The organism is Photobacterium aphoticum (assembly GCF_001029435.1).
Lineage (GTDB): Bacteria > Pseudomonadota > Gammaproteobacteria > Enterobacterales > Vibrionaceae > Photobacterium > Photobacterium aphoticum.
The window spans coordinates 113,960-135,396 of the sequence record NZ_LDOV01000017.1; the positions used below are offsets into that span (position 1 = coordinate 113,960).

At 50.0% G+C, this 21,437-nt stretch carries 17 protein-coding genes; 5 read left to right on the forward strand and 12 right to left on the reverse strand.

The annotated features are described in order from the left end of the window. Positions 1-8: 8 nt before the first annotated feature. The 8 genes from torC to cmoM all read right to left on the reverse strand — a co-directional run bounded on the left by torC (position 9) and on the right by cmoM (position 11,649). A complete protein-coding gene (gene torC, locus ABT58_RS09565) occupies positions 9-1,193 on the reverse strand; it encodes a pentaheme c-type cytochrome TorC (protein ID WP_047874167.1) in 1,185 nt (394 codons plus the stop codon). Between the two features lie 53 nt (positions 1,194-1,246). Next, on the reverse strand, positions 1,247-1,420 hold the full coding sequence (locus ABT58_RS09570; protein ID WP_047874168.1) for a periplasmic nitrate reductase, NapE protein: 174 nt from the start codon (positions 1,418-1,420) through the stop codon (positions 1,247-1,249). Between the two features lie 306 nt (positions 1,421-1,726). Then, positions 1,727-2,518, reverse strand: a complete 792-nt coding sequence (locus ABT58_RS09575) for a tetratricopeptide repeat protein (protein WP_047874261.1) — start codon at positions 2,516-2,518, stop codon at positions 1,727-1,729. A 445-nt stretch (positions 2,519-2,963) separates the two neighbouring features. Then, positions 2,964-3,959, reverse strand: coding sequence for a hypothetical protein (locus ABT58_RS09580; RefSeq protein ID WP_047874169.1), 996 nt, complete (start codon positions 3,957-3,959; stop codon positions 2,964-2,966). Between the two features lie 356 nt (positions 3,960-4,315). Continuing rightward, positions 4,316-8,779 carry a chromosome partition protein MukB gene (gene mukB / locus ABT58_RS09585; RefSeq protein WP_047874170.1) on the reverse strand — a complete coding sequence of 1,488 codons (4,464 nt, stop codon included), beginning with the start codon at positions 8,777-8,779 and terminating at the stop codon, positions 4,316-4,318. Next, positions 8,779-9,528, reverse strand: coding sequence for a chromosome partition protein MukE (gene mukE / locus ABT58_RS09590; protein WP_047874171.1), 750 nt, complete (start codon positions 9,526-9,528; stop codon positions 8,779-8,781). Before mukE ends, mukB begins: the two co-directional genes overlap by 1 nt. Next, on the reverse strand, positions 9,509-10,831 hold the full coding sequence (gene mukF, locus ABT58_RS09595; RefSeq protein WP_047874172.1) for a chromosome partition protein MukF: 1,323 nt from the start codon (positions 10,829-10,831) through the stop codon (positions 9,509-9,511). Before mukF ends, mukE begins: the two co-directional genes overlap by 20 nt. Continuing rightward, positions 10,828-11,649, reverse strand: coding sequence for a tRNA uridine 5-oxyacetic acid(34) methyltransferase CmoM (gene cmoM / locus ABT58_RS09600; protein ID WP_047874173.1), 822 nt, complete (start codon positions 11,647-11,649; stop codon positions 10,828-10,830). The genes mukF and cmoM overlap by 4 nt, the downstream gene beginning before the upstream one ends. A 120-nt stretch (positions 11,650-11,769) precedes the next feature. Here cmoM and elyC point away from each other — a divergent pair, with 120 nt between their 5' ends. From elyC to ABT58_RS09625, 5 genes are all read left to right on the forward strand, one after another. Beyond that, positions 11,770-12,558 (forward strand): envelope biogenesis factor ElyC, encoded by a 789-nt coding sequence (gene elyC, locus ABT58_RS09605; protein WP_047874174.1) that lies wholly within the window; start codon positions 11,770-11,772, stop codon positions 12,556-12,558. Positions 12,559-12,960: 402 nt separating this feature from the next. Then, complete coding sequence (locus ABT58_RS09610) at positions 12,961-14,361, forward strand: L-cystine transporter (RefSeq protein ID WP_047874175.1); 1,401 nt, start codon at positions 12,961-12,963, stop codon at positions 14,359-14,361. A gap of 278 nt (positions 14,362-14,639) precedes the next feature. Then, a complete protein-coding gene (locus tag ABT58_RS09615) occupies positions 14,640-15,002 on the forward strand; it encodes a YgiW/YdeI family stress tolerance OB fold protein (protein WP_047874176.1) in 363 nt (120 codons plus the stop codon). A gap of 227 nt (positions 15,003-15,229) precedes the next feature. Then, on the forward strand, positions 15,230-16,417 hold the full coding sequence (locus ABT58_RS23470; protein ID WP_053063045.1) for a glycosyltransferase family 4 protein: 1,188 nt from the start codon (positions 15,230-15,232) through the stop codon (positions 16,415-16,417). A 158-nt stretch (positions 16,418-16,575) separates the two neighbouring features. Then, complete coding sequence (locus ABT58_RS09625; protein WP_146147216.1) at positions 16,576-17,556, forward strand: hypothetical protein; 981 nt, start codon at positions 16,576-16,578, stop codon at positions 17,554-17,556. A 136-nt stretch (positions 17,557-17,692) separates the two neighbouring features. Here the strand turns inward: ABT58_RS09625 and kdsB are convergent, their stop codons facing one another. Genes kdsB through msbA form a run of 4 tightly spaced genes read right to left on the reverse strand, consistent with a single transcriptional unit; the run spans position 17,693 to position 21,372 of the window. After that, entirely contained in the window at positions 17,693-18,439 is a 747-nt protein-coding gene (kdsB, locus tag ABT58_RS09630) for a 3-deoxy-manno-octulosonate cytidylyltransferase (RefSeq protein ID WP_047874178.1), read from the reverse strand. Continuing rightward, positions 18,439-18,618, reverse strand: a complete 180-nt coding sequence (locus ABT58_RS09635; RefSeq protein WP_047874179.1) for a Trm112 family protein — start codon at positions 18,616-18,618, stop codon at positions 18,439-18,441. The genes kdsB and ABT58_RS09635 overlap by 1 nt, the downstream gene beginning before the upstream one ends. Next, a complete protein-coding gene (gene lpxK, locus ABT58_RS09640) occupies positions 18,599-19,615 on the reverse strand; it encodes a tetraacyldisaccharide 4'-kinase (protein ID WP_047874180.1) in 1,017 nt (338 codons plus the stop codon). Before lpxK ends, ABT58_RS09635 begins: the two co-directional genes overlap by 20 nt. Next, entirely contained in the window at positions 19,615-21,372 is a 1,758-nt protein-coding gene (gene msbA, locus ABT58_RS09645) for a lipid A ABC transporter ATP-binding protein/permease MsbA (RefSeq protein ID WP_047874181.1), read from the reverse strand. The genes lpxK and msbA overlap by 1 nt, the downstream gene beginning before the upstream one ends. Positions 21,373-21,437 lie beyond the last annotated feature (65 nt).

A 21,437-nucleotide genomic window follows, 5' to 3' on the forward strand; every position in this document is an offset into this window, starting at 1 on the left:
GCTTCTTATTAATGGCCGTCTTTTGAAAAACTCGATGAGTGTTTTTGTAGGTATTTCAGAACCAAGGCTTCACTGTCATGATCCAGGTTCACGAATGCCAGCATCCCGTTAAACATCCCCGGCCAGGTATTCGCATCAAAGTGCGCAGGCGCAGGCTGGGTATGACACACACTACAGTTGGTGGTATAGGCCGGTTTGGCTTCCGCCCAAATCTCATCGATATTGCTCAGCAACGATTCTTTTGGCATCCACAACGTGACCGTTACACGCTGCCAGCCTAAGCCGGTCAGATCGTCTTCTTTCTCTTCAAACTTCTGGACCAACGTGTCGCTTTGCGCGGCATCTTTGCTTAGTGCAGCGGTAGGGATATTCAGACCAAAGTCTTCGTTAATCACACGACCAAAGCCTTTGGTTTTACGCCAGCCCGACAATTCGACCTGAATGGCCTTGTCTTTCACTTGCACCACTTTAACTTCCGATGCCGGATTAAGCTGACCGCCATCCACCGTTAGGGCTTCATCTTCAAACATCGGCAGGAAACGCACACTGTAATAGTTGTCGCCTTCACTGAACGACGTACTGTGAGATTTCTGCACCAACTGCTGAATCATGCCGCCCGCTTGCCCCATATCACCCGGCAATTCATGGGCGATCCCTTTATGACAATCCAGACAGCTTTGATCACGCTCGGCCGCCTGCTTCATTTGTGCTTGTGCCAGCGGCGACATTTCTTCCCATTTCATGCTGTCGTAGTTATGACAGCTTTTACATTCCAATGAACCATTGGCGGCAAATCGCGCCCACTCGTGATTAGCGAGTTCAGCCCGTTTTTCTAAGAACTTCTCACGGGTATTAATGGTGCCGAAAATCGAGCCGAAAACCTCTTTACTGGCCTGCATTTTACGGGCAATTTTATCGGTCCAATTGTGGGGAACGTGGCAATCGGGGCAAGTCGCCCTTACGCCTGAATGGTTTGACCAATGTACGGTTTGTTGCAGCTCTTCATACACGTTGTCGCGCATTTCATGACACCCGATACAGAACTTTTCTTGGTTCGTCAGTTCAAGTGCCGTATTGAATCCCCCCCAGAAAATCACCCCGGCGATAAACCCACCGAGGGTTAATACGCCCAAACTGATGTGCACTGCCGGGCGCCAAAACGTCGCCCACAGTTTTTTCAAAAACTTCATCATAGTCGTACCCTGTTTCCTTGTTGGCCAATGGTGTTATCTACGGTCAGCGTCCGTTAACCATGACCCGGTGGCCCCCAGAAGAAGACTTGCATCGCCCATATAAAGAAGCCATAGCCACCCACAATGGCAACCGCGAGGATCGGGAAAAGGAATATGGTGATGAATAGGAAAGAGCGCCATTCGTACTTGGCTCTTTCTTTGTCACTGACTTGTTCTGGCGTATTCATTGCTGACATCCTTTTTTCTTCTTATTCACCCCATCGGCATGATAATTGGGAAAAGAAACCCGCAGCCGATGGGCTACTTGAGCTAAGTATAGTTAAGGATGTCAATTGGACGGAGAAATGAGGGGGCGGAACTGTCGACTAACGCACAGAATAAGAAACGTACAACGGAGAAGGATGGATCAGTGACGTTGGCTGATAACACCAACAAAAAACAGTACCCCAGAACAGCAACCAAAAGCAGTCACAAAAAAGGGATGCACGATGGCACCCCTCTTAGGTCTTGATCTAGGTCTGGATTAGATTACGTTATAACGACGCGCTGTAAATGGTCTGACGCTGTTGGTACAGCTTCAAACGCTGCACAAAGTTGGCATAACGCTGCGAGTTGTGATCCTCCAGCTTCTCAATCGCCACTTCCTGCGCGTTCATTGCCTGATTGAAATCACCCAGCGCCGCATAGGCTGCCGCCAAGTTATCGTAATCACCCGCATCGCCCGTGCCGCTTCGGCTCAGTACCTGTTTGGCCAGTTTCAGGGCGCGTTGACCATCTCGCACTTGCTGATCATCACAGGTCGCATATAACCAAACCAGGTTGCGCTTTGACTCTAAAGAACCACCGTTTGACGCTTCGTTAAACCACTTAATCGCATTGGCACAATCCACTTTGCCATTATTACCCGCACCGGAGGCGTAATACATCCCCAGCTCTACCATCGCACCCACTTCACCTTCGTTAGCCGCTTCGGTGTACCAGTGCAATGCTTGTTGATTATCACGGGGCAACACCTGACCGGCTTTAAACAAATCACCAATCATGGTTTTGACTTCTGGCATGTCCACTGCCGCTTTTTCCAGCCAGTACATGCCTTTTAAAGGATCGGCTTTCAAACCGTTTGAACCTTCCAGATACGCACGACCTAAAAATAGCTGCATGTTTTTATCGCCCTGTTCGGCTTCCAGCTCCACGTAGTTCAACGTCGATAGCAGGTGATGTTCCGGCGCGGTTGTCACAGACGCTTGTGCAACAAAGGCGCTGCACGCCATCACACCAAACACGGTACCACATAGCAGTTTTTTTAGGGTCATTGTTACTGGCATATCGAAGGTCTCTTTCATTGCGTGGTCACTAACTGGGTATGCAATGTAAAGAATGCGTGGTCAAAAAACAACCACGATTAAATACCGAATTGCCGGTTTACGCGGGGAAAAAATACAGGATTAATTGATGTGTCAGTTGCTTAGGGGGCATTATTTTTTCAAAAAAAATGCACAGAAATGAGAGTTAGATCTCATGATATCCGCCAATACTATCAGATATAACTGAATAAGACCTGATCAGGCTTGGCATCACTTGTTTGACCACTCCGGCACCCTTGCCTGATAACTTAGCCGTTCTGGCCTCACAGCAGAGCAACCATATCTCACGGCATAACAGCAATAAGCCGTGATAAATCGTGAACCATAATAAATATCGGCCAAGCTGCTAAGCAGATTGACCGACAGAGGTTAAGGCGAGATGTGATGGCAGTAAGATGCCGAGCGCTTACAGGTTGAGATAATGATCTTCGCCCGCTTCAATATCCTGATCTTCATACTTCGAGGCCGTGCCGTCTAAATCAATGTCCAAATCGATTTGGTTCGGCAGATCCAACAAGGCATCACACACTAACACAATGTCGTACTTGCCTTCTGGCACATAATCCATCGCATAGGTGTTTTCATCGCTCACTTTCGCCGTCATCACTGGCCCATAATCTGAGCCTAAGTCACCGTATTCTTCGGTATCTGATTCATACAGATACACATACGCGTCTTTGGCTGAGGTCACGCACGATGACACATCAATGTCCCCAAAAATGGTTCCCGCTTTGAGGTTATCAACCACTCGGAAGCCTTCACTCTTCAATTGATAGGCCTGCTCAACCAATTGGATCATGCTGCGCAAATCAAACGACATGGTGAACGTGGTTGGCACATCAATATTGATGTTCAATCCTTCGAATTTCAGATCATCGACAATATCCATTTTCAGGTTATCGATAGGATTGCCCACGTACGAATACGGCGTATTCAAAAAGTCCCCGTAGCTCCCCTGCAACACGGACAGCGCCATGGTGGTGTACTCCCCAATTGGCACCACTTGTTCAGCGATAAGATTCACCAAATCCACGCCGGTGATGTCATACAGGTCAATGACGATAAATTTCGGATAACCGTCATTATCAATCGGGATCTCAGAATCCGCCGGTATACACTGGGTTGAGTTCACCGCATACGGATCCGCCATGCTCTTGGTAGTCCACTCCACAATGGTGCCGGCTAAATCGGTTATGTATACCGCATCAATCGCCATACACGCTTGCAGCTGATCCGCATCATTCGGTACTTCTTCAGGCGGAATTGAAACATCCACCGACACTGGCACCGTGCCGGTATCCTGGTTGCCCGTCGCTTCATTGGCCAGAGCAGCCACATCGTCTGAATCACTACACCCCGCCATGATCAATGTGGCGAGCACTGGTAATACGATTTTTTTCATGTCATCACCCCTACGACAATAGATAAACTGGCCTGTACCAAACCAATCTGCTGGCCGCCGAGTGTTTGGTTATGTTTGTTATATGCCGCGATGACGAAAAACAAGGGTCACTCCTCATGACAAAACCTCACTTTCCTTCATGTTGGCAGATGGCCGAATCTGACAATTCAAATTTTAGGCAGGGATAACAGGACAAAAAATTTATCCGCAAGCTAATTAAGTAATGAGAAAAAGATCTTACGATCAAGACGCTTTCTATTCTCACGGGAGGGCTAGACGGCGTGCAGACATAAAAAAAGCCGATCATGATGATCGGCTTTTTGCAGGTTTATGTCAGAGCGTATCAGACGGTGCCGTTAGGCGGGATCCATCTCTAACAGCGTCTGAACATTGGCTTGTGGCTTGGTTTCTTGACCGAAACCACGCAGACCGACAACGTGTACGTGTTCACGATCTTTGAAGATCTTACGTACCAGCTTGTAGGTGGTCCCTTTCTCTGGGCTGATGTTTTCTGGTGCGGCAATCAACAACTGCATATCCAGACGCTCACACAGCTCAAACAAGGTCGCGATAGACTTACCATCCAGACGCGCGGCCTCATCCAGGAACAACAAACGACATGGGATGATGTCTTTACCACGCAGACGGCGTGATTCTTCTTCCCAGCTCTGTACTACCATCAGCAAGATAGCCTGACCGGTACCGATCGCTTCACCCGTCGACAGCGCGCCGGATTCGGCTTGTAGCCAACCGTCTGTACCACGGTTTACTTCAATGCTCAGCTCAAGGTAGTTACGGTAGTCCAGTAGCTCTTCACCAAGAATTTGCGGTGAACGCTGACCCACATCGATATGCGGATTCAGACGCTGGAACAATTTCGCCATCGCTTCAGAGAACGACAGACGCTGGTTACCAAACAGATCCTGATGTTGATCTTGCTGTTCAGACAGACCGTGTAGCAGTGATTCGTGTGTCTCACGCACTTTCACGTTCAGACGTACGCCTTGTACCTGACCGAAGCTGATGTTCTGCAGGCCTTGGTTCAGCAAGCGAATACGGTTCTGCTCGCGCTGAATGGTCTTACGAATAATGTTCGCCACAGAATCTGAGCTTAGTGCCAGACGCTGTTCACGGGCGGTCAGTTCTTCACTCAGACGCGCCAGTTCCACTTCCATCTCTTCAATCGCTTCAACCGGATCGTCGGTACGAATGATGTCGTGACGAATACGCTCACGCAGATGCTGGTATACGGCAATGTAGAACAACACTTTACGCTCTGGACGCGACACATCTTCCGAAGCACGCAGCGCATCGCGCAAGTTTTCGTTGTCAGCAACAGCCAGACGCAAAGCACCCAGTGATTTATCTGACAGAGAACGTAGCTCATCGGCAGACATGTACGCCATTTCACGGCGATGCAAACGACGCTCTACGTCACTTTCACGCGCCAGACGCAGTACCGCACACCAGCCCGCTTTCGCCCTTACCACCAGCTTGCGGATCTCTTGGTAATCTTTGCCCACTTTACGCAGACGTTTTACCAAGCTCTTCATTTCCAGCTCAACCGAGGTGATCGCTTTTTCCAGCTGGCTACGACGAGTACGTGAACTGTGCAGACGCTCATTCAGCTCATCACGGCGCAGACGCGCACGCTCTTCCGCTTCCACGTCAGCACGTACACCCAGCTCTTGCAGTTCGCGTTCGAACTCCTGCACAGTTTCCAGTTTCGCTTGGTGTGAACTCTTCAGAGACGCCATCAGCTGGTTGTACTGGTTAGCCTGTGCACGGCTTTGTGCCAGCGCATCACGGCAACGGGTACGCTCACGCTCAGCCGCCGCCAGTTTGGCTTTCAACTGCTCGTTCAGCTCAGAACTCTTGTTCAGCATGTCGATAGAATCGGCATAGCTGAAGTGATGACGACGTTCAACCAGATCCGCCACAGCGAAGATCTTGGTCTTCAACGTTTGCAGGGTCTGATCCGCTTGCTCGTAACTCGCTTGCAGCGCATCAAACTGCTCAGGGTCAGCATCCAGTGCCGTCACCAAGGTTTCCAGCTCAGCAATTGCTTTGCCATGACGGTCAAGGTAGTTTGCCGCGTCATCCAGTTGTGACAGCTGCTGATCAATTTCTTCAAAACGCGCTTGTAGCGTGTCATCTTCCAGCAGGTTCACCAACGGGTTGATCTTGCCCAGTAGCGTCAGGCCTTCACGCGCCGCAGTAAGCTCGCTGCGTTGCTGCTGTTCATTCGCTTCCGCGTCTGCCAACTGACGTGTCACTTGGTTACGCTTATCACGTGCCACTTTCAGTGCCGCTTCTGGATCGTCGTTGAACGCGACAGCCATGTGCGTTGCGACAAAGCTGTTGAAGCTCTGGTACAGACGCTGCAGTTTCTGTGAGTCAAACGCCGCTTTCGCGTGATCTTCAATCAACTGCTCACGCTCGGCGCGTAGCTGCTCAAGACGCTGTTCACGCGCCGCGCGGCCAAACAATGGCACTTTCGGGAAGCGAGAGTAACGGATCTGACGGTCATTCAGGTGTACACACACCGCGCCGTCCAATTCATCCACATCGAAACCGCTGTCATCAAACGAGTCCGCATCACCTTCAATGATGTACAGATCGTCCGGACAATCATCCAATGCCACCAGCTTCTCTTTAATGCCTTTCAGATCCGGCACCACGATCGCGTGACGCGCCGGGCCGTACATAGCACTGAAGTAAGGGGCATCCGCCAGCGTGATGTCATCGTAGATTTCAGACAGCAGGCAGCCGCCCAGCGTATCCGCCAACGCACGCAGGCGTGAGTCATCGCTGCCACCCGGTTGTGCAAGACGTTCAATCGCCTGTTCCAACTCGGTTTTACGGGTCGCCAATCGATCACGTTTTGCAGACACTTCACGCTCGTTATCCAGCGTGTGCTGCATCGCGTCCATCACAGCCTGACTGTCGTACAGTTCAGACTCTGACTGCTCAGCCAGTTTTTCCAGTGCCTCAGACGCCGCAATCCACGCAGGCGCGGCCGCTTCTAGCGCACTGATTTGTGATGTGTACTGCTGCTCTTGACGACGCAATTCATTACGCTGCTCAACCAGCATGTCCTGATCGTGCTCAAGGGCTTCCAGTGTCGCTTCGTGACGCGCTTGCTCTTCCGCCAACGCCAATTCGCTATCCACGGTCACCGCGAAACGCTTGGCATAGGTCTCTGCCAGTTCAGTGGCCTGACGCTGGTTACGCACCGCACGTTCCAGATCACGGTACTGCGCTTTTAGCTGCTCGCTACGCTCAGTCACGGTCATCAACTGACGGGCATGGCTGATCAATTCACGGGCTTTCTGACCTGCTTCACCACGGGCAACGGCACCGGCAATGGTGGTCACCAGTTGCAGACCTTTCTCAAACTGCTGCGCCGCTGCCGACGACATATCCAGTTTGTGCTTCAGTGCCAACAACGCGGTGGTTTGAGTATCCTGCTCTTGCTTCAGCTGCGCCAAATAAGGCACGGCTTTGTCAGCCAGTAGCTGATAATCACCTGACAGTTCACGGGCTTTTTCCAGCGCCTGTACCGCCTGCTGGTATTGCAGGGCACGGGTTTGCTGCATATCCAACGCTTGTTGGTAGTCCGCAAGCTGGGTTTTCAGGCTGTCGACTTCTTCTTCGGTCAACAACGCTTGTTCTTCGGCCATGGCCAGCTGTTCGGCGGCTTCTTCTACCACCATCACTTGCTCTTCCAGACGCTCTGTCAGCTCTTCCAGATCTTCACGGTAACGTTCGATCTTCTCTTGCTGACGGACAGCGGTCTGTACCAATTGCAGGTGATCCGACGCAGCCTGATGATCTTGCTCCAATGCACCTTCGCGCTCGGTCAACTCATCCAGCTCTGACGTCATGTTCTTCATTGACGCTTGCTGATCGTCCAACGTCTGGCGTGAACCCATCAGCTCACCGCGCAAGCTCAGCGTTTGCTCCAGCTTGTTACGGCGTTCGTTGGCATGACGCATGTAGTCGGCGGCCACGTAGTTAGTGGCTTCGGTGATCAGGTGTTTAAACAGATCACGGTCGCTTTGCGTCAGTTTGATCGCTTCCAGCGTCATGCGGTTTTCACGCAGTGCCGCTTCCATATCCTGGAACGCTTTCTTCACGCCGCTGTTGTGTGGCAACAAGTAGTCACGTAGCGAGCGGGTAATCGCACTGGAGATACCACCGTATAAGGAGGCTTCAATCAAACGGTAGAATTTGGCACGGTCAGTGCTGTTGCGCAGTTTCTTTGGCAGAACACCAAATTCAAACATTTGCGCGTGGTAATCGGTCACTGAGTTGAAGGTTTTGAATACCACCCCTTCATAATCAGCCGCGATCACGTCTTTCACTTCGTTGATCTGACGCACACGTGCCTGATTATCAGACAGTGTTTCCACCAACACATCGGTTGGTTTCACGTGCGATGGCAGACCCTGAATAATGAACGGTTTAATGTCCACTTTCTTATCACGACCCGCCACTTGCTGCAGACGTACTGCAAACACGATGCGCTGGTTACGGGAGTTCACCACATCCAGTGCAGAGTAACAGGCACCCGGCTTTAACTTACCGTGCAGACCTTTGTCGCGAGAGGCATTCGAGCTGCCCGCTTCAGTGGTGTTACGGAAGTGCAACAGGCTCTGATCGGGGATCAGTGAGGTAATGAAGGCGGCCATGGTGGTCGATTTACCGGCACCGTTACCCCCTGACAGGGTGGTGACCAAGTTATCGATGTCAAAGGTACGGGCAAAGAAGCCGTTCCAGTTGACCATGGTCAACGATTGATACTTACCGCGTTCCATTAGGCAATGCCCTCCTGATCGGCATGGTCATGGTCTTGCTCAAAATCTTGTTCTGCGTCGTCGTTGTCATCCTGCTCATCCAGCAGGCTTGACTGACTTGGGGCTTGTTGATGTACCACCACCGCTTCACCATCACGGATCAGACGGATCTGTGCTTCACGGATATCATCCCCGGCACGGACATCGGCACCAAAACGGAACACCGATTCGCTGATACGGAATTTACCGCTTTCACCAATCGGAATGATCATGCCCAAACGACGCAGACGACGCAGTGAGGTTTTCACTTTGTCGTACAATTTTTCGCGGTCCAAATCGGAACCTGATGCGCGGTTAGTCACCAGCTTCATCAGTTTCTTCTCGTCAGCCAGCGCCATCAGCTCTTCAAACAACTCTTGGTTGGTGAAGATACCTTCGTGGGCCAAACGCTCAGGACTCAGGTAAAGGAAACACAACACTTTACCCACCAACATGTCGATCTCAGCCAGTACAGAACGGCTGATCAACGAGGTTGAACGGGGACGCAGGTAGAAAAAGCCTTCCGGCGCGCGAACCAGTTCCGCGTTGTAACGCTTGTAAAACATCGCCAATTCCTGCTCGAATTCAATCAGCAGGGCATGGTTATCCAAATCTTCGCTGGAGACATGTCGGCCCGAACGAAGAGCATTATCCAGTGCCGGGAAAAGTGGGTTGGCAATCGCCTTGGCCAACTTCTCAGGCATAAATTCTTCAATATTTGTCAATGACATTCGCTTGTACCTTGGCTCCATAGTCATTAATGGCTTCCCAGTCCGGCTGGATGGCGTTGAAATCAGACTCGGCGTAACCCAGTCTTACTGCCTGATCAATCACCAGGCGCGCCAAATCGAAATGCTGGGCGTGTGGGTGCTGAGCCAAATAGTCTTTAAGCAACACACTTAGATTAATCGCCGCACCGGTTTCCTTGTGGGCTTGCAACATCGCCGCGATTTGATCGGCCAGTTGGTCATTCACCAAATCCAGCTCTTCAAATTCCACTTCCTCCGGCACAAAACCGGTCACTTCATCGTCACGCAGCACCAGGGCTTCGTCACGCATATCCAGCAGACGGTCGGCATCGGCGTAGGTCAGTACCCACGGCGCGTCGAAATAGTCCTGTACCGACTGGCGAAGACGCTGGCTAAACGCACGGTTCTTGTCCATGTCGATCGCGGTACGGATAAATTTGTGCACGTGGCGGTCATAGCCGATCCACAAGTCGATGGCTTGCTGACCCCAGTTGATAATGCGGTCTAACTTGGCCTGCAGGTTAAAGACCATACCGTCGACAAAGTCGAGTTCCGGATTGCCCTGCACTTCTTCTTGAATGATCAACAACTGTGTTTGCAGCTGATCACCGGCCGCCTGCAGCGTATCTTGCAATTCACGCAGTGTGCTGGAGGTTTCATTCAACAAGAATTCACAGCTGGAAATCGCCGCACGCCAGTCTTGGTTCAACAGCTCAGCAATGTCTTTCTTCACTTGCTGTTGCTGCTCATCCATGGTGCGCTGGTTCAGGTCGATACGGTCAAAGATCTCTGCCACAGAGTACTTCAACACCGCATGGACATTCTGACGCCAGTGTTTCTCGTCACCGCCCTCTTGGGCAGCGGTCGCGGCTTTGTTAATTTCGTCTGCCACCATCGCCAACTGAATAGAGAGTTTCAGTGTGGAATATTCACGATGACGGGCGTAGTAATCTGTGATCCCCAACGCCAGCGGGCTTAAACGGTAAATACTGGCACCGTCGGTCACTTCACTGGTAAAGCGGGAGATCAATCGTTGGCGAACCAACTCATTTATGGCGTTGTTGGCACGGAAGGCCACGGTTTCTTTCGTCTGGCCGAACATTTCGCTTACGATGCGAAATGCGTCAACCAGCTCACCTTCCCCTAATTCTTCATCGAAACGATCGCTGCTAAGCACCGCGATCGCCAACAGGAACGCCAGCCGTTCAGTTGGCAGGTTAAGCTCAAATTCATGCTGCTTAACCCAGTTCACCAACTCAGGAACGGTCTGGGTTACGTCACTCATCCGTTGTCCTTATTGCTTGTATGCGCGTTGTCTTCAGTGTCGTCTAATGGCCGTTGCGCATAAACATGGATATAGCGTCCTAAAGACAAAAAAGGTTCCTGGCGACATAGCTGTTGCTCCATCGCCAACACCTGTTCAAAACTGTAATCGCCCACCCTGACCGTTTGCATGTAGTCATGGAAGGTTCTCACGCCGGTTTTACCTAAAAGGGTAAAGCCCGCTTCGGTTAGCCAACTATATACGTCTTCCGGCTTAATGCCTTTTTGCGGCTGTAATTTAAAGCGCTTACGGTGCGGCATCCCTTCTTCGATATGGGTCAAGTTGCCACAGATTAAGTTCTTAAACAGCAGCCCGTTATAGTTGTAAAACATCACGGAAATCACGCCGCCCGGTTTCACTTGCTGCAACAGGCAATCAAGCGCCTGTTTCGGATCAGCCAGCCACTCCATCACGGCATGGAACAAAATCAAGTCCACAGGCGCGTCAAGGTGCTGGTCAATGTCCTGCACCGCGCTGTGAACCAGCCGATATTGATCCAGCAAACCATTTTTCGCAATATCTTGCTCGGCCAGCTTGAGCATTTCACTGGAAAGATCACATAACGTGACGTGATGACCCAGTTCAGCAATTTTTTGTGAGAGCTGGCCTACCCCCCCGCCTGCATCGAGAACTTGCAGCGGTTGTTTGTTTTCTAATAGGGCTAAAATTTGCGCCAAATCTTGCCAGACCACCGTTTGCCTAATTTGGCCTTTGCCGGTCCCGTAAATATTTTTTGCAAATTTTTGCGCTAAATCGTCAAAATTTCGATCTTTGATCACGTCGGCTTTACGTTATGATAGCGGTTCTAAAAATATGGCTTATTTTCTCACAAGCGATAGAGGAATAAAGGCTTGTGGTGCTTTTTCAAGCTCAACTGCTGATTTTTCGGACGACATTGCATGTTTGAACTCAAAAAAATTGTCTCGGCATTTTTAATGCCTCTGCCCGCGATGCTGATTATCGGGGTCATTGGCCTGTTACTACTCTGGTTTACCCGCCGTAAAGGGTTGGCGTCAGCCTTTATCAGCTTCGCGTTTCTTGGCATTTTTCTGCTCTCTTTTCAACCGATCGCAACCAGTTTGTTGCGTCCGCTGGAAAAAGCGTACCCGCCGTATGTCCCTGCCGGTAAAGCAGTGGAATACGTGATGGTACTGGGCAGCGGCCACGTCATTGACAGCGCCATGCCGATGACCTCTCAGCTCTCTCGCACCTCATTGATGCGCTTGAATGAAGGCATTCGCATTCATCGTCTGTTCCCGGGATCCAAGTTGATCCTTTCGGGCTACGGCGGCGGTTCGGCCACCAGCCAAGCGCGTATGATGGCAAAAGTCGCACTGGCATTAGGTGTGAATAAAAACGACATTTTGCTGCTGGAAACCGCGAAAGACACCTGGGAAGAAGCGTTTCAGGCCAAATCCGTGGTGGGAGACAGCAAATTGGTCCTTGTCACCTCTGCGAGCCACATGACCCGTGCGATGGCTGAATTCCACGATGTGGGTTTGAACCCGACGGCAGCACCCACGAATTTCTTGGCCAGTAACAAAATCAAGCAACCGTGGGATCGCTACCAGCCTCAATCCAGTTATCTGGAACAAAGTGAGCGATACTGGCATGAAACCATGGGCCGTTGGTGGCGTTCTGTTCGTCATTACATCAATGACAGCCATACCGAAGTAAACGCCTCTTAATCTGGCGCTTTCGCCGCGCATTCTCGCCGTCAACGTCTTTCCTCATCCGTTGGCGGCGATCATTTCCCTTGCTACTGCCCTTCTCTCTTTGCCGCTGTCACGCTCGACAACTCTCCCTCTGCACGCACTCTCACACTCACACCGACGCTGCCGTCGCACATCAAAAAACCTCCCTGGAACATGTACGGGCAATTTGCAAGCAACATGACCACAAACCAGATTGAATTTGGTCAATATACCAGCCTTATTCCAAAATGATTTATTTTGTGCCTTTTTCTTATATTAAAAGTAATAAAAAACCATTCCCGTTTTGCGATCCAAATCATACTATGGCGTCCAGTTAGTGATTAATAAGTCAGTGCATGGACGGGCTGATTTATCGAAAATGTTAGGAAATGTGTCATGCTCCAGATTATCAATATGGCGATCTTCGCCCTGCTTATTGCTCTGCTTTACCGACAACAAAAAGCCGAAAACACCCTGTCTAAGCGCGTCTTCACCAGCTTGGGATTAGGTGTCCTATTCGGTGGTGCACTACAACTGGCTTACGGTGGTGGCAGTGCGGTGATCAGCGACACACTGGAGTACGTTAACATTGTTGGCGCCGGATATGTCAGCTTACTGAAAATGATCATCATGCCGTTGATCATGGTGTCTATCATTGGTGCCATCATCAAAGTCAAAGATTCCGGATCACTGGGCAAAATCTCAGGCCTGAGTATCGGTATTTTGCTGGCAACAACCGCTGCGTCAGCCTTTATTGGCATCATGGTCAGCAACCTGTTTGGTTTGTCTGCCGAAGGTATCGTACAAGGTGCCCGCGAAATCGCCCGTGGTGAGATGCTGGAAACCCGTTTGCACTCGGTTCAGGCGCTATCGTTTGCCGATATGATCATTTCTTTCTTCCCGGGTAACCCGTTTGCCGATTTAGCCGGTAGTCGTCCAACATCGACCATCGCCGTCGTGATTTTCTCCGCCTTTATTGGTGTGGCGGGATTAACGGTGATCCGCACAGAGCCGGAACTGGGCAAGAGCTTTGAGAAGTTTGTGAATGTGGCGCAAGAAGTGGTGCGTACACTGGTTCGCATGGTACTTAGCCTGACCCCTTACGGCGTACTGGCGCTGATGACCAAAGTGGTGGCCGGTTCTAACTATGACGATATTCTGAGCCTGATCAGCTTCGTAATGGCTTCTTATGTGGGTCTGGGACTGATTCTGGTGATGCACTTGGTGCTGGTATCACTGGTCGGTGTCAACCCTATCCGCTACATCAAGAAAATTCTGCCAGTACTGACCTTTGCGTTCACCTCTCGCTCTAGCGCAGGAACCATTCCACTGAATGTCGATACGCAGGTACAAAAGCTGGGTAACGGTGATGCGGTGGCGAACTTCTCGGCTTCTTTCGGTGCCACCATGGGCCAAAACGGCTGTGCGGGTCTGTACCCTGCGATGCTGGCGGTGATGATTGCCCCAACCATTGGCATCAACCCGCTGGATCCTAGCTTTATGCTGACGCTGATTGCAGTGATTACAGTGAGCTCATTCGGTATTGCCGGTGTGGGTGGTGGTGCAACGTTTGCTGCTTTGATTGTACTTTCTGCGCTGGATATGCCAGTGGCACTGGCGGGTTTATTGATTTCCATTGAGCCACTGATTGATATGGGCCGAACAGCCATTAACGTGAGCGGCTCGATGACTGCCGGAACCATCACCTCTCGCCTACTGGGACAGGCAGATAATACCGTGTTTGAGGCGGACAATGACATCATTGCTGCCAACACAGATAGCGCAAAAATGTCATAAGACACCACACATTTTCATACCATGACAAGGTCACCACACGGTGGCCTTTTCTTTTTGGCTCAGCTTGTTATCCCCTTTCCTCTCACCACAAAATTCACATGCCGCCGAACATGAACGGAACATGAATATACCAGTCACGCATTATTCAGTCGGCCTTTGTTTTAATAGCCTCATCAACACGGCAGACCGGACATGATTACCCGACTCGCCGACAGCTAGTACCCAATAACGTATGTCTAAAGCCTCATTGGCTTTACACCGAAAACAGGATAACCACGATGAATAAGCCAAGCGTATTTCTACTGACCGCCGTTCTTGCCCTAGGTCCAACACTGGCGATGGCACATTCTCAGCCTATTGCTTACAACGGCCCAACCAAGATCACCCCAATCCACGAAATTTTGAAAGAAACGAACGTGTTCACTGAACAAGATGTGGTGATGGAAGGTAAATTGATCAAACAACTGACTGATGATACGTATCTCCTCAGCGATGGTAAGAATGAAATCATGGTTGAACTGGATGATGATATCCGACTGGATCAAGCCATTGATGCAAATACTCGCCTACGTGTTTACGGTGAGGTTGACGGCGGCCTGCAACAGCCTGAAGTAGAAATTGAACGTATTCAGATTTTGTAAGCCTTAGCGCACAAATGTAACACTCGCACTAAACCACTGCTTTTTTCATATTGAATTTTTGTCTTTTTGTAATTTTTTACACTCGGCCTAATCCTTTTCAAACAAAGAGGTTAGGCCTTTTTTATGCCCGAATAACACATAAACGATGGCTCTTCTTGGCGGCTCAACCCTTGCCGGTTGAGATTTGATATATAGTTATATCAACACATTGAGAAAGGAGTCGCTCTATGGTCAAGGTGGCATCATCTACAACTCAGCACTCTCATAAGCCCCGCATTCTTTTACTGTCTGACGAATATCCACCGGCAGGTGGCGGTGCTGGTGTCATCGCCAAGCAAGTCGCCCACTATCTCCATCGACATCATTACCCCGTCACAGTAATCAGTGGGGACAGTGGAGAAAAAGAAACCGAGTTCCCGCATATTCTGGTCAAACAACAACGTTTACTGTGGGCCATGCATTATTGGAACACTCTGCGCCAGGCTGACACTTTAGAACAATATGATGTCATTATCTTAAATGATTACCTGTCGGCCTATTTGGCTGGCTTATGCTTACCTGAGCATCTTCTGGCACGCTGTGTGATGGTTGTACATGGGCGAGATGCCTTTTTTTATTTTCATCGCCAATCCAAAAAACACCTCCTTTTTCAATATCAGCGTTACTACGCCCGTACCATTAAATATTGCAAAAAAATCTTACATGTCAGTCAGTACACCCAAAAGCAGTATTTATTGGATCTGCCCGATGCATTCACGCAGATGATCAATGACAAATCTCAGGTTTGTTATGCGGGTATCGACTATCATAAATTCAGTCGTTCCGACGTCCCAACGCCTACCACATTATCCGCTATCCCTCAGCAAAAGCGCGTCCTGCTCAGTGTCTCGCGTCTCACGAAGAGCAAAGGTTATGATGATATGTTGTCTAGCTTTAAGACCTTAGTGACAACGAGCACAACGGATTATCACTGGATCATTGCTGGGGACGGTGATTACAGGGACGAGTTTGAACAAAAAATCCGAGAATACGAACTGGGACAATACATCACGATCACAGGGCACCTCAGCCAACATGAGTTAATCCCTTATTACCAACGTGCTGATTGTTTCTGGTTACTCTCCCATCATGAAACGTGTGGCCTTGTTTATCTGGAAGCTGCATTTTTTAATTTAGCATCCATTGGTTATGACAGAACTGGCGTAAAAGAAGCCATACACCCTGGTATTAATGGCTACTTTTTCTCTCAAAATGACAATTTAGAGTCATTAATTGAAAAATGTATGCAATTAAAGATCACCCGCACACCACATACGATATGTGAAAATTATTCCATTGAATGTTTCGTCAACCATCTCGTAGATCGCCCGGTTCCGACTTCTCATAAACAAAAAAATGAAGCCTTAATACCCTAACTAGTACGGAAAAATCTGTATCTATGGGGTAGGAAATGTATGACCTCAGGCAAATAGCCTGAGTTTATTTCAACATCTCAAAATGGTCTTCCTCCTGTTCTACATATTTTTTTGGGGGGAAGACTGATTAATGAAATTGCATGAAGAAAGGCAAGGATATGTTAGATAAAATACGTGCCGTTAAAGAACGCATTGAACGCTTTCGCTTCCAGTCACAAGCGCATCAAATTCGCAGTATTCAACCGATTCAGTACACGCCAGACCCGAATGTCGCCATCCTCACGATGGTCGGCCATGATACGCTCAACATGTACTTAATTGCCGTTGCTTCGTTTATGCGCCAATTCGGCTATGGCACCATTGAAGTGCTGGATGATGGCACACTGGATGATGACGATATTGCGGTACTTACGCGTATTATACCGCTCGTACGGATCACCAAAGCTTGCGACATCGAAACCCACGGCTGCCCGACCTATTCATCCTGGAAACGCCTTTTCCGTGTGCTCCAGTTAGTAGAAAATGCCTACGTGATTCAGCTCGACAGCGATATTGTCGCGATGAAGCCGCTGACTGAAATTCATGAAAAAGTAAAACATAATCATGGTTTTGCTGCAGGAAGCGCTGCATGGCCGGAACCGGTGGATGTCCATTTCCTTGACGGCATTGTGAAGCAGTGGAATAACAACCACGTACAGAGTTGTGCTGAACGCATCTTCAAACACTTGGACTACTTTAAAGGCGGCACACGGTATTTACGGGGCTGTGCTGGATTTTGTGGGTACCCTAAAGGATCATTTAACCTCGATCAGATTTGTGCCTTGTCCAATGAAATTGCCAGTCACATTGGGGCGGAAAAATGGGCTTCTTGGGGCAGTGAACAAACCGCGACCCTCTGCTTACTGTCAAAAAGCGAAAAACCAAGCATTCTTCCTTGGCCGCACTACCAAAACTTTCTGTTCCCCACCAGCAATGAACCCACCGATGCAATGAAACTGATCCATTTCATTGGCAGTAACCGATTCAAACGCAACGACTACCGTAAACTCGCGCAGCAGGTCATCAACAATCAGCCTATGTGCCCGGAGGCCCAACGCTCAGCCCCGCTCCTGAACCGGATCAGCAATGCATTGCCATAGTGAACCGCTACGGGCTGAGCCTACATGTGACCAGACCTAACACGCACCGACAGACATAAAAAAAGCGGCACTGATGTGCCGCTTTTTGAGGAATGATTATCGCCTTCTCAGCAATAACAAGGTCTGTTAATCAGACTTAGCTGACTAACTGTCGAACTTTTTCCAGATCTTCTGGTGTATCAACACCTGCCGGTGGCGCATCAATCGCGACATCCACATGGATTTTCTCGCCGTACCACAACACACGCAGTTGCTCCAGTGACTCGATTTTCTCCAGTGCACTTGGCTCCCAGTTGATGTAGGTATTGATAAAGCCCGCACGGTACGCATAAATACCCACATGACGTAGCAGGTTACGGTGAATTTCCTGCGGACGCTTGGCAAAGTTATCGCGATCCCATGGAATCGATGCACGGCTGAAGTACAGCGCGTAGCCGTCTTTATCCGTCACGACTTTTACTGCGTTCGGGTTAAATACTTCATCGGCGTGATCAATTTCGACCGCCAGTGTCGCCATCGGAGCGACACTGTTTGCCAAATTATCCGCCACCTGACGAATAATGGTTTCCGGGATCAACGGCTCATCGCCCTGCACGTTCACCACAATGTGATCCGCTGGCAATTGGTATTTTTCCACCACTTCAGCCAAGCGCTCTGTGCCTGATTCATGATTCGCACGGGTCAAACATACTTCACCACCAAAGCCTTTTACCACGTCGACAATGCGCTGATCATCGGTCGCAACAATCACTTGTTGTGCACCGGCTTTGCTTGCCTGCTCGTACACCCACTGCACCATCGGCTTACCACCGATATCCGCCAGCGGTTTACCCGGCAAACGGGTTGACTGGTAACGGGCTGGAATAATGACGGTAAATGACATTATTTCACCTCATCCGAACTTAACGTACGCGCTTCAGGCTCAAGCAGAACCGGAATGCCCTCTTTGATTGGGTATGCGAGACGATCAAACTTGCAGATCAACTCATTTTTCTCTTTATCAAAGTTAAGCTTGCCTTTACATACTGGGCAAGCAACGATTTCAAGCAGACGATGATCCATATTCTTCCTTCACCTTAATTATCCGGTTAATCAAACGCTCAGCCTGCTCTGGCGGTAACACAGCATCAACCGGTAGATACCACCAATTTGGCAGCGCGAAAGTGTGGCATTTCACCGCATCTTTCTCAGTCATGAGCAAATGCTGTCCGCGTGCAGACAGCTGATGTAATTCTTGTTCGGAAAACGCTTTGTGATCCGCAAAAGGCTGGCACACCACCGGCTGTACACCCAATGATGCCAATGTATTAAAAAAGCGGGGAGGATGCCCAATCCCCGCCATGGCAACCACGTCACCGTTCAGTGTGTTCGCCTCACAGCGCGCCCCTGACTGCAGGTTAATCAGGGCTGATGGCGCTAAATGCATCGGAATTTCTCCGGCTTGCGCGTCACCTCCATTGCAGATCAGAAAATCCACCTCTTGCAGGCGCTCACAGCCTTCACGTAAGGGGCCGGCAGGGATCAATTGTTGGTTACCAAAACGGCGCTGACCGTCAATCACCACAATTTCGATATCACGGGCTAAGGCGTAATGCTGCAGGCCATCATCGGTGATGATCACATCCACCTCAGATTCCAGCATCGCCACCGCATCAGCACGTACGGGTGAAACGGCAACAGGCACTCCTGTGCGGCGGTAGATCAAAACAGGCTCATCACCCGCCTCGGCCGTGGTACTGCTGTCGGTCACACGGTACGGGTAATGTGGCGCTTTAGCACCATACCCACGTGAGACCACGCCCGGCTTGAGCCCTTTGGCCAGCAGTTGTTCCACCAGCCAGACCACGACGGGGGTTTTACCATTGCCGCCAGCGGTAATATTCCCGACCACGATAACCGGCACTTTGGCGCGATAAACGGCTTTCTGACCGGATTGATATTGCTGGCGGCGGCGACGACTGATCAAGCCAAACAGCTTACTCAGTGGCCATAGCACGGGAGAGAGAACCCACCCGAGCGGATGGGACTCGAACCACATTTTTTCAACGATGGAGGCCATTACTCACCAAATTGAATGCGATGAAGTTGGGCATACGCACCGTTCTGGGCGATCAGATCGGCATGAACACCACGTTCGATGATCTCACCGTCATCCACCACCAAAATTTGGTCTGCGTTTTCAATTGTCGACAAGCGGTGCGCAATCACCAAGACCGTACGGTCTTTCTGCAGTTCATCCAGTGCCGACTGAATCGCACGTTCTGATTCAGTATCCAGCGCGGAAGTCGCTTCATCCAAAATCAGGACAGGGGCATCACGCAACAAGGCACGGGCAATTGCAATACGCTGACGCTGACCACCAGACAAGCTCACACCGTTCTCACCAATTACCGTGTCTAGACCATTGTCCATGCCATTAATGAAGTCCATAGCGTGGGCCAGTTTAGCGGCTTTTTCAATGTCTTCTCGGCTGTAACGATCACCACTTGCATAAGCAATGTTGTTCGCGATGGTGTCATTAAACAAATGCACGTTCTGCGATACCACGGCCACTTGCTCACGCAGGTTCGCTAATTTGTAGTGGCAGATATCATGCTCATCAATCTCAATGGTGCCGGAATCGATGTCGTAGAAACGGGTCAACAGGTTTGCAATGGTACTCTTACCCGAGCCCGAACGACCCACTAAAGCCAGCGTCTTACCGGCAGGCAAATCAAAACTCACATTACGCAATGCAGGTGCATCTTTGGTTGGGTACGTGAATGTCACGTCCTTCACCTTGATATCGCCTTTTACGCGTTCTGCTTCATGTTCACCGTGATCTTTCTCTGTTTCCAGTTCCATCAGGCTAAACAGTGTCTGGCACGCAGCCATACCGCGCTGGAATTGAGAGGTCACGTTAGTCAGTGCTTTCAGTGGGCGCATCAAGCCGAACATAGAACCGAAGATCAGCGCGAACGTACCTGGCGTTAGCGACTCACGAAGACTGTCAGTATTGGCAAGGATCAACACCACAACCAGTGCCAATGACGCAATCACCTGAATAACCGGGTTGGCAATCGCCTGCGCAGACACCAACTTCATGGTCTGCTGACGCATGCGGTTGCTCACTTGCTCAAAACGTTCCTGCTCAATCTGCTGGCCGCCGTAGCTCAATACCACTTTGTGGCCTTTTAGCATTTGCTCAGCAGAAGAGGTCACCGAACCCATCGCGTCCTGCATATTCTTTGAAATGCCACGGAAACGCTTAGAGACAATGCGGATACTCACGGCCACAACCGGCGCAATCACAAGCAGGATGGCAGACAACTGCCAGCTGTTGTAAAACATGATGGCCATCAGGGCGATAATGGTGGCACCTTCACGTACCAGGCTCACCAAGGCACTGCTGGTTGCCGACGCCACTTGTTCGGAGTCGTAAGTAATGCGGGAAAGTAACTTACCGGCGGATTCTTTATCAAAGAAGCCCACAGGCATTTTCATGAAATGATTGAACATCTGACGGCGCATGCTCATGACGACATTGCCAGATACCCAAGAAAGGCAGTAGGTAGAAACGAAGCCGCTGACACCACGCAGGATCATCAGACCCAATAGGTAAATCGGCATCATGGCGAGGAAGTTCGACTCAATGCTGTCTATCCCACCAAAGCTCTCATCCATTAGCGGTTTAATCATTGAAAGCATCAGCGCATCACTTGCGGCGTTAAGGATTAAGGCGACCACAGCTGCAGCAAGTCCGGTTTTATACAGACTGATCGACGGCCATAAGCGCTTAAACGTTTCCCAAGTGGTTTGATCGTTGGGTTGTGTCATGGAAACCATTATTTCTTGAAGTCAATGTTTCACATTCTACTCGTTTCGCGCCAAGGCACCAAATA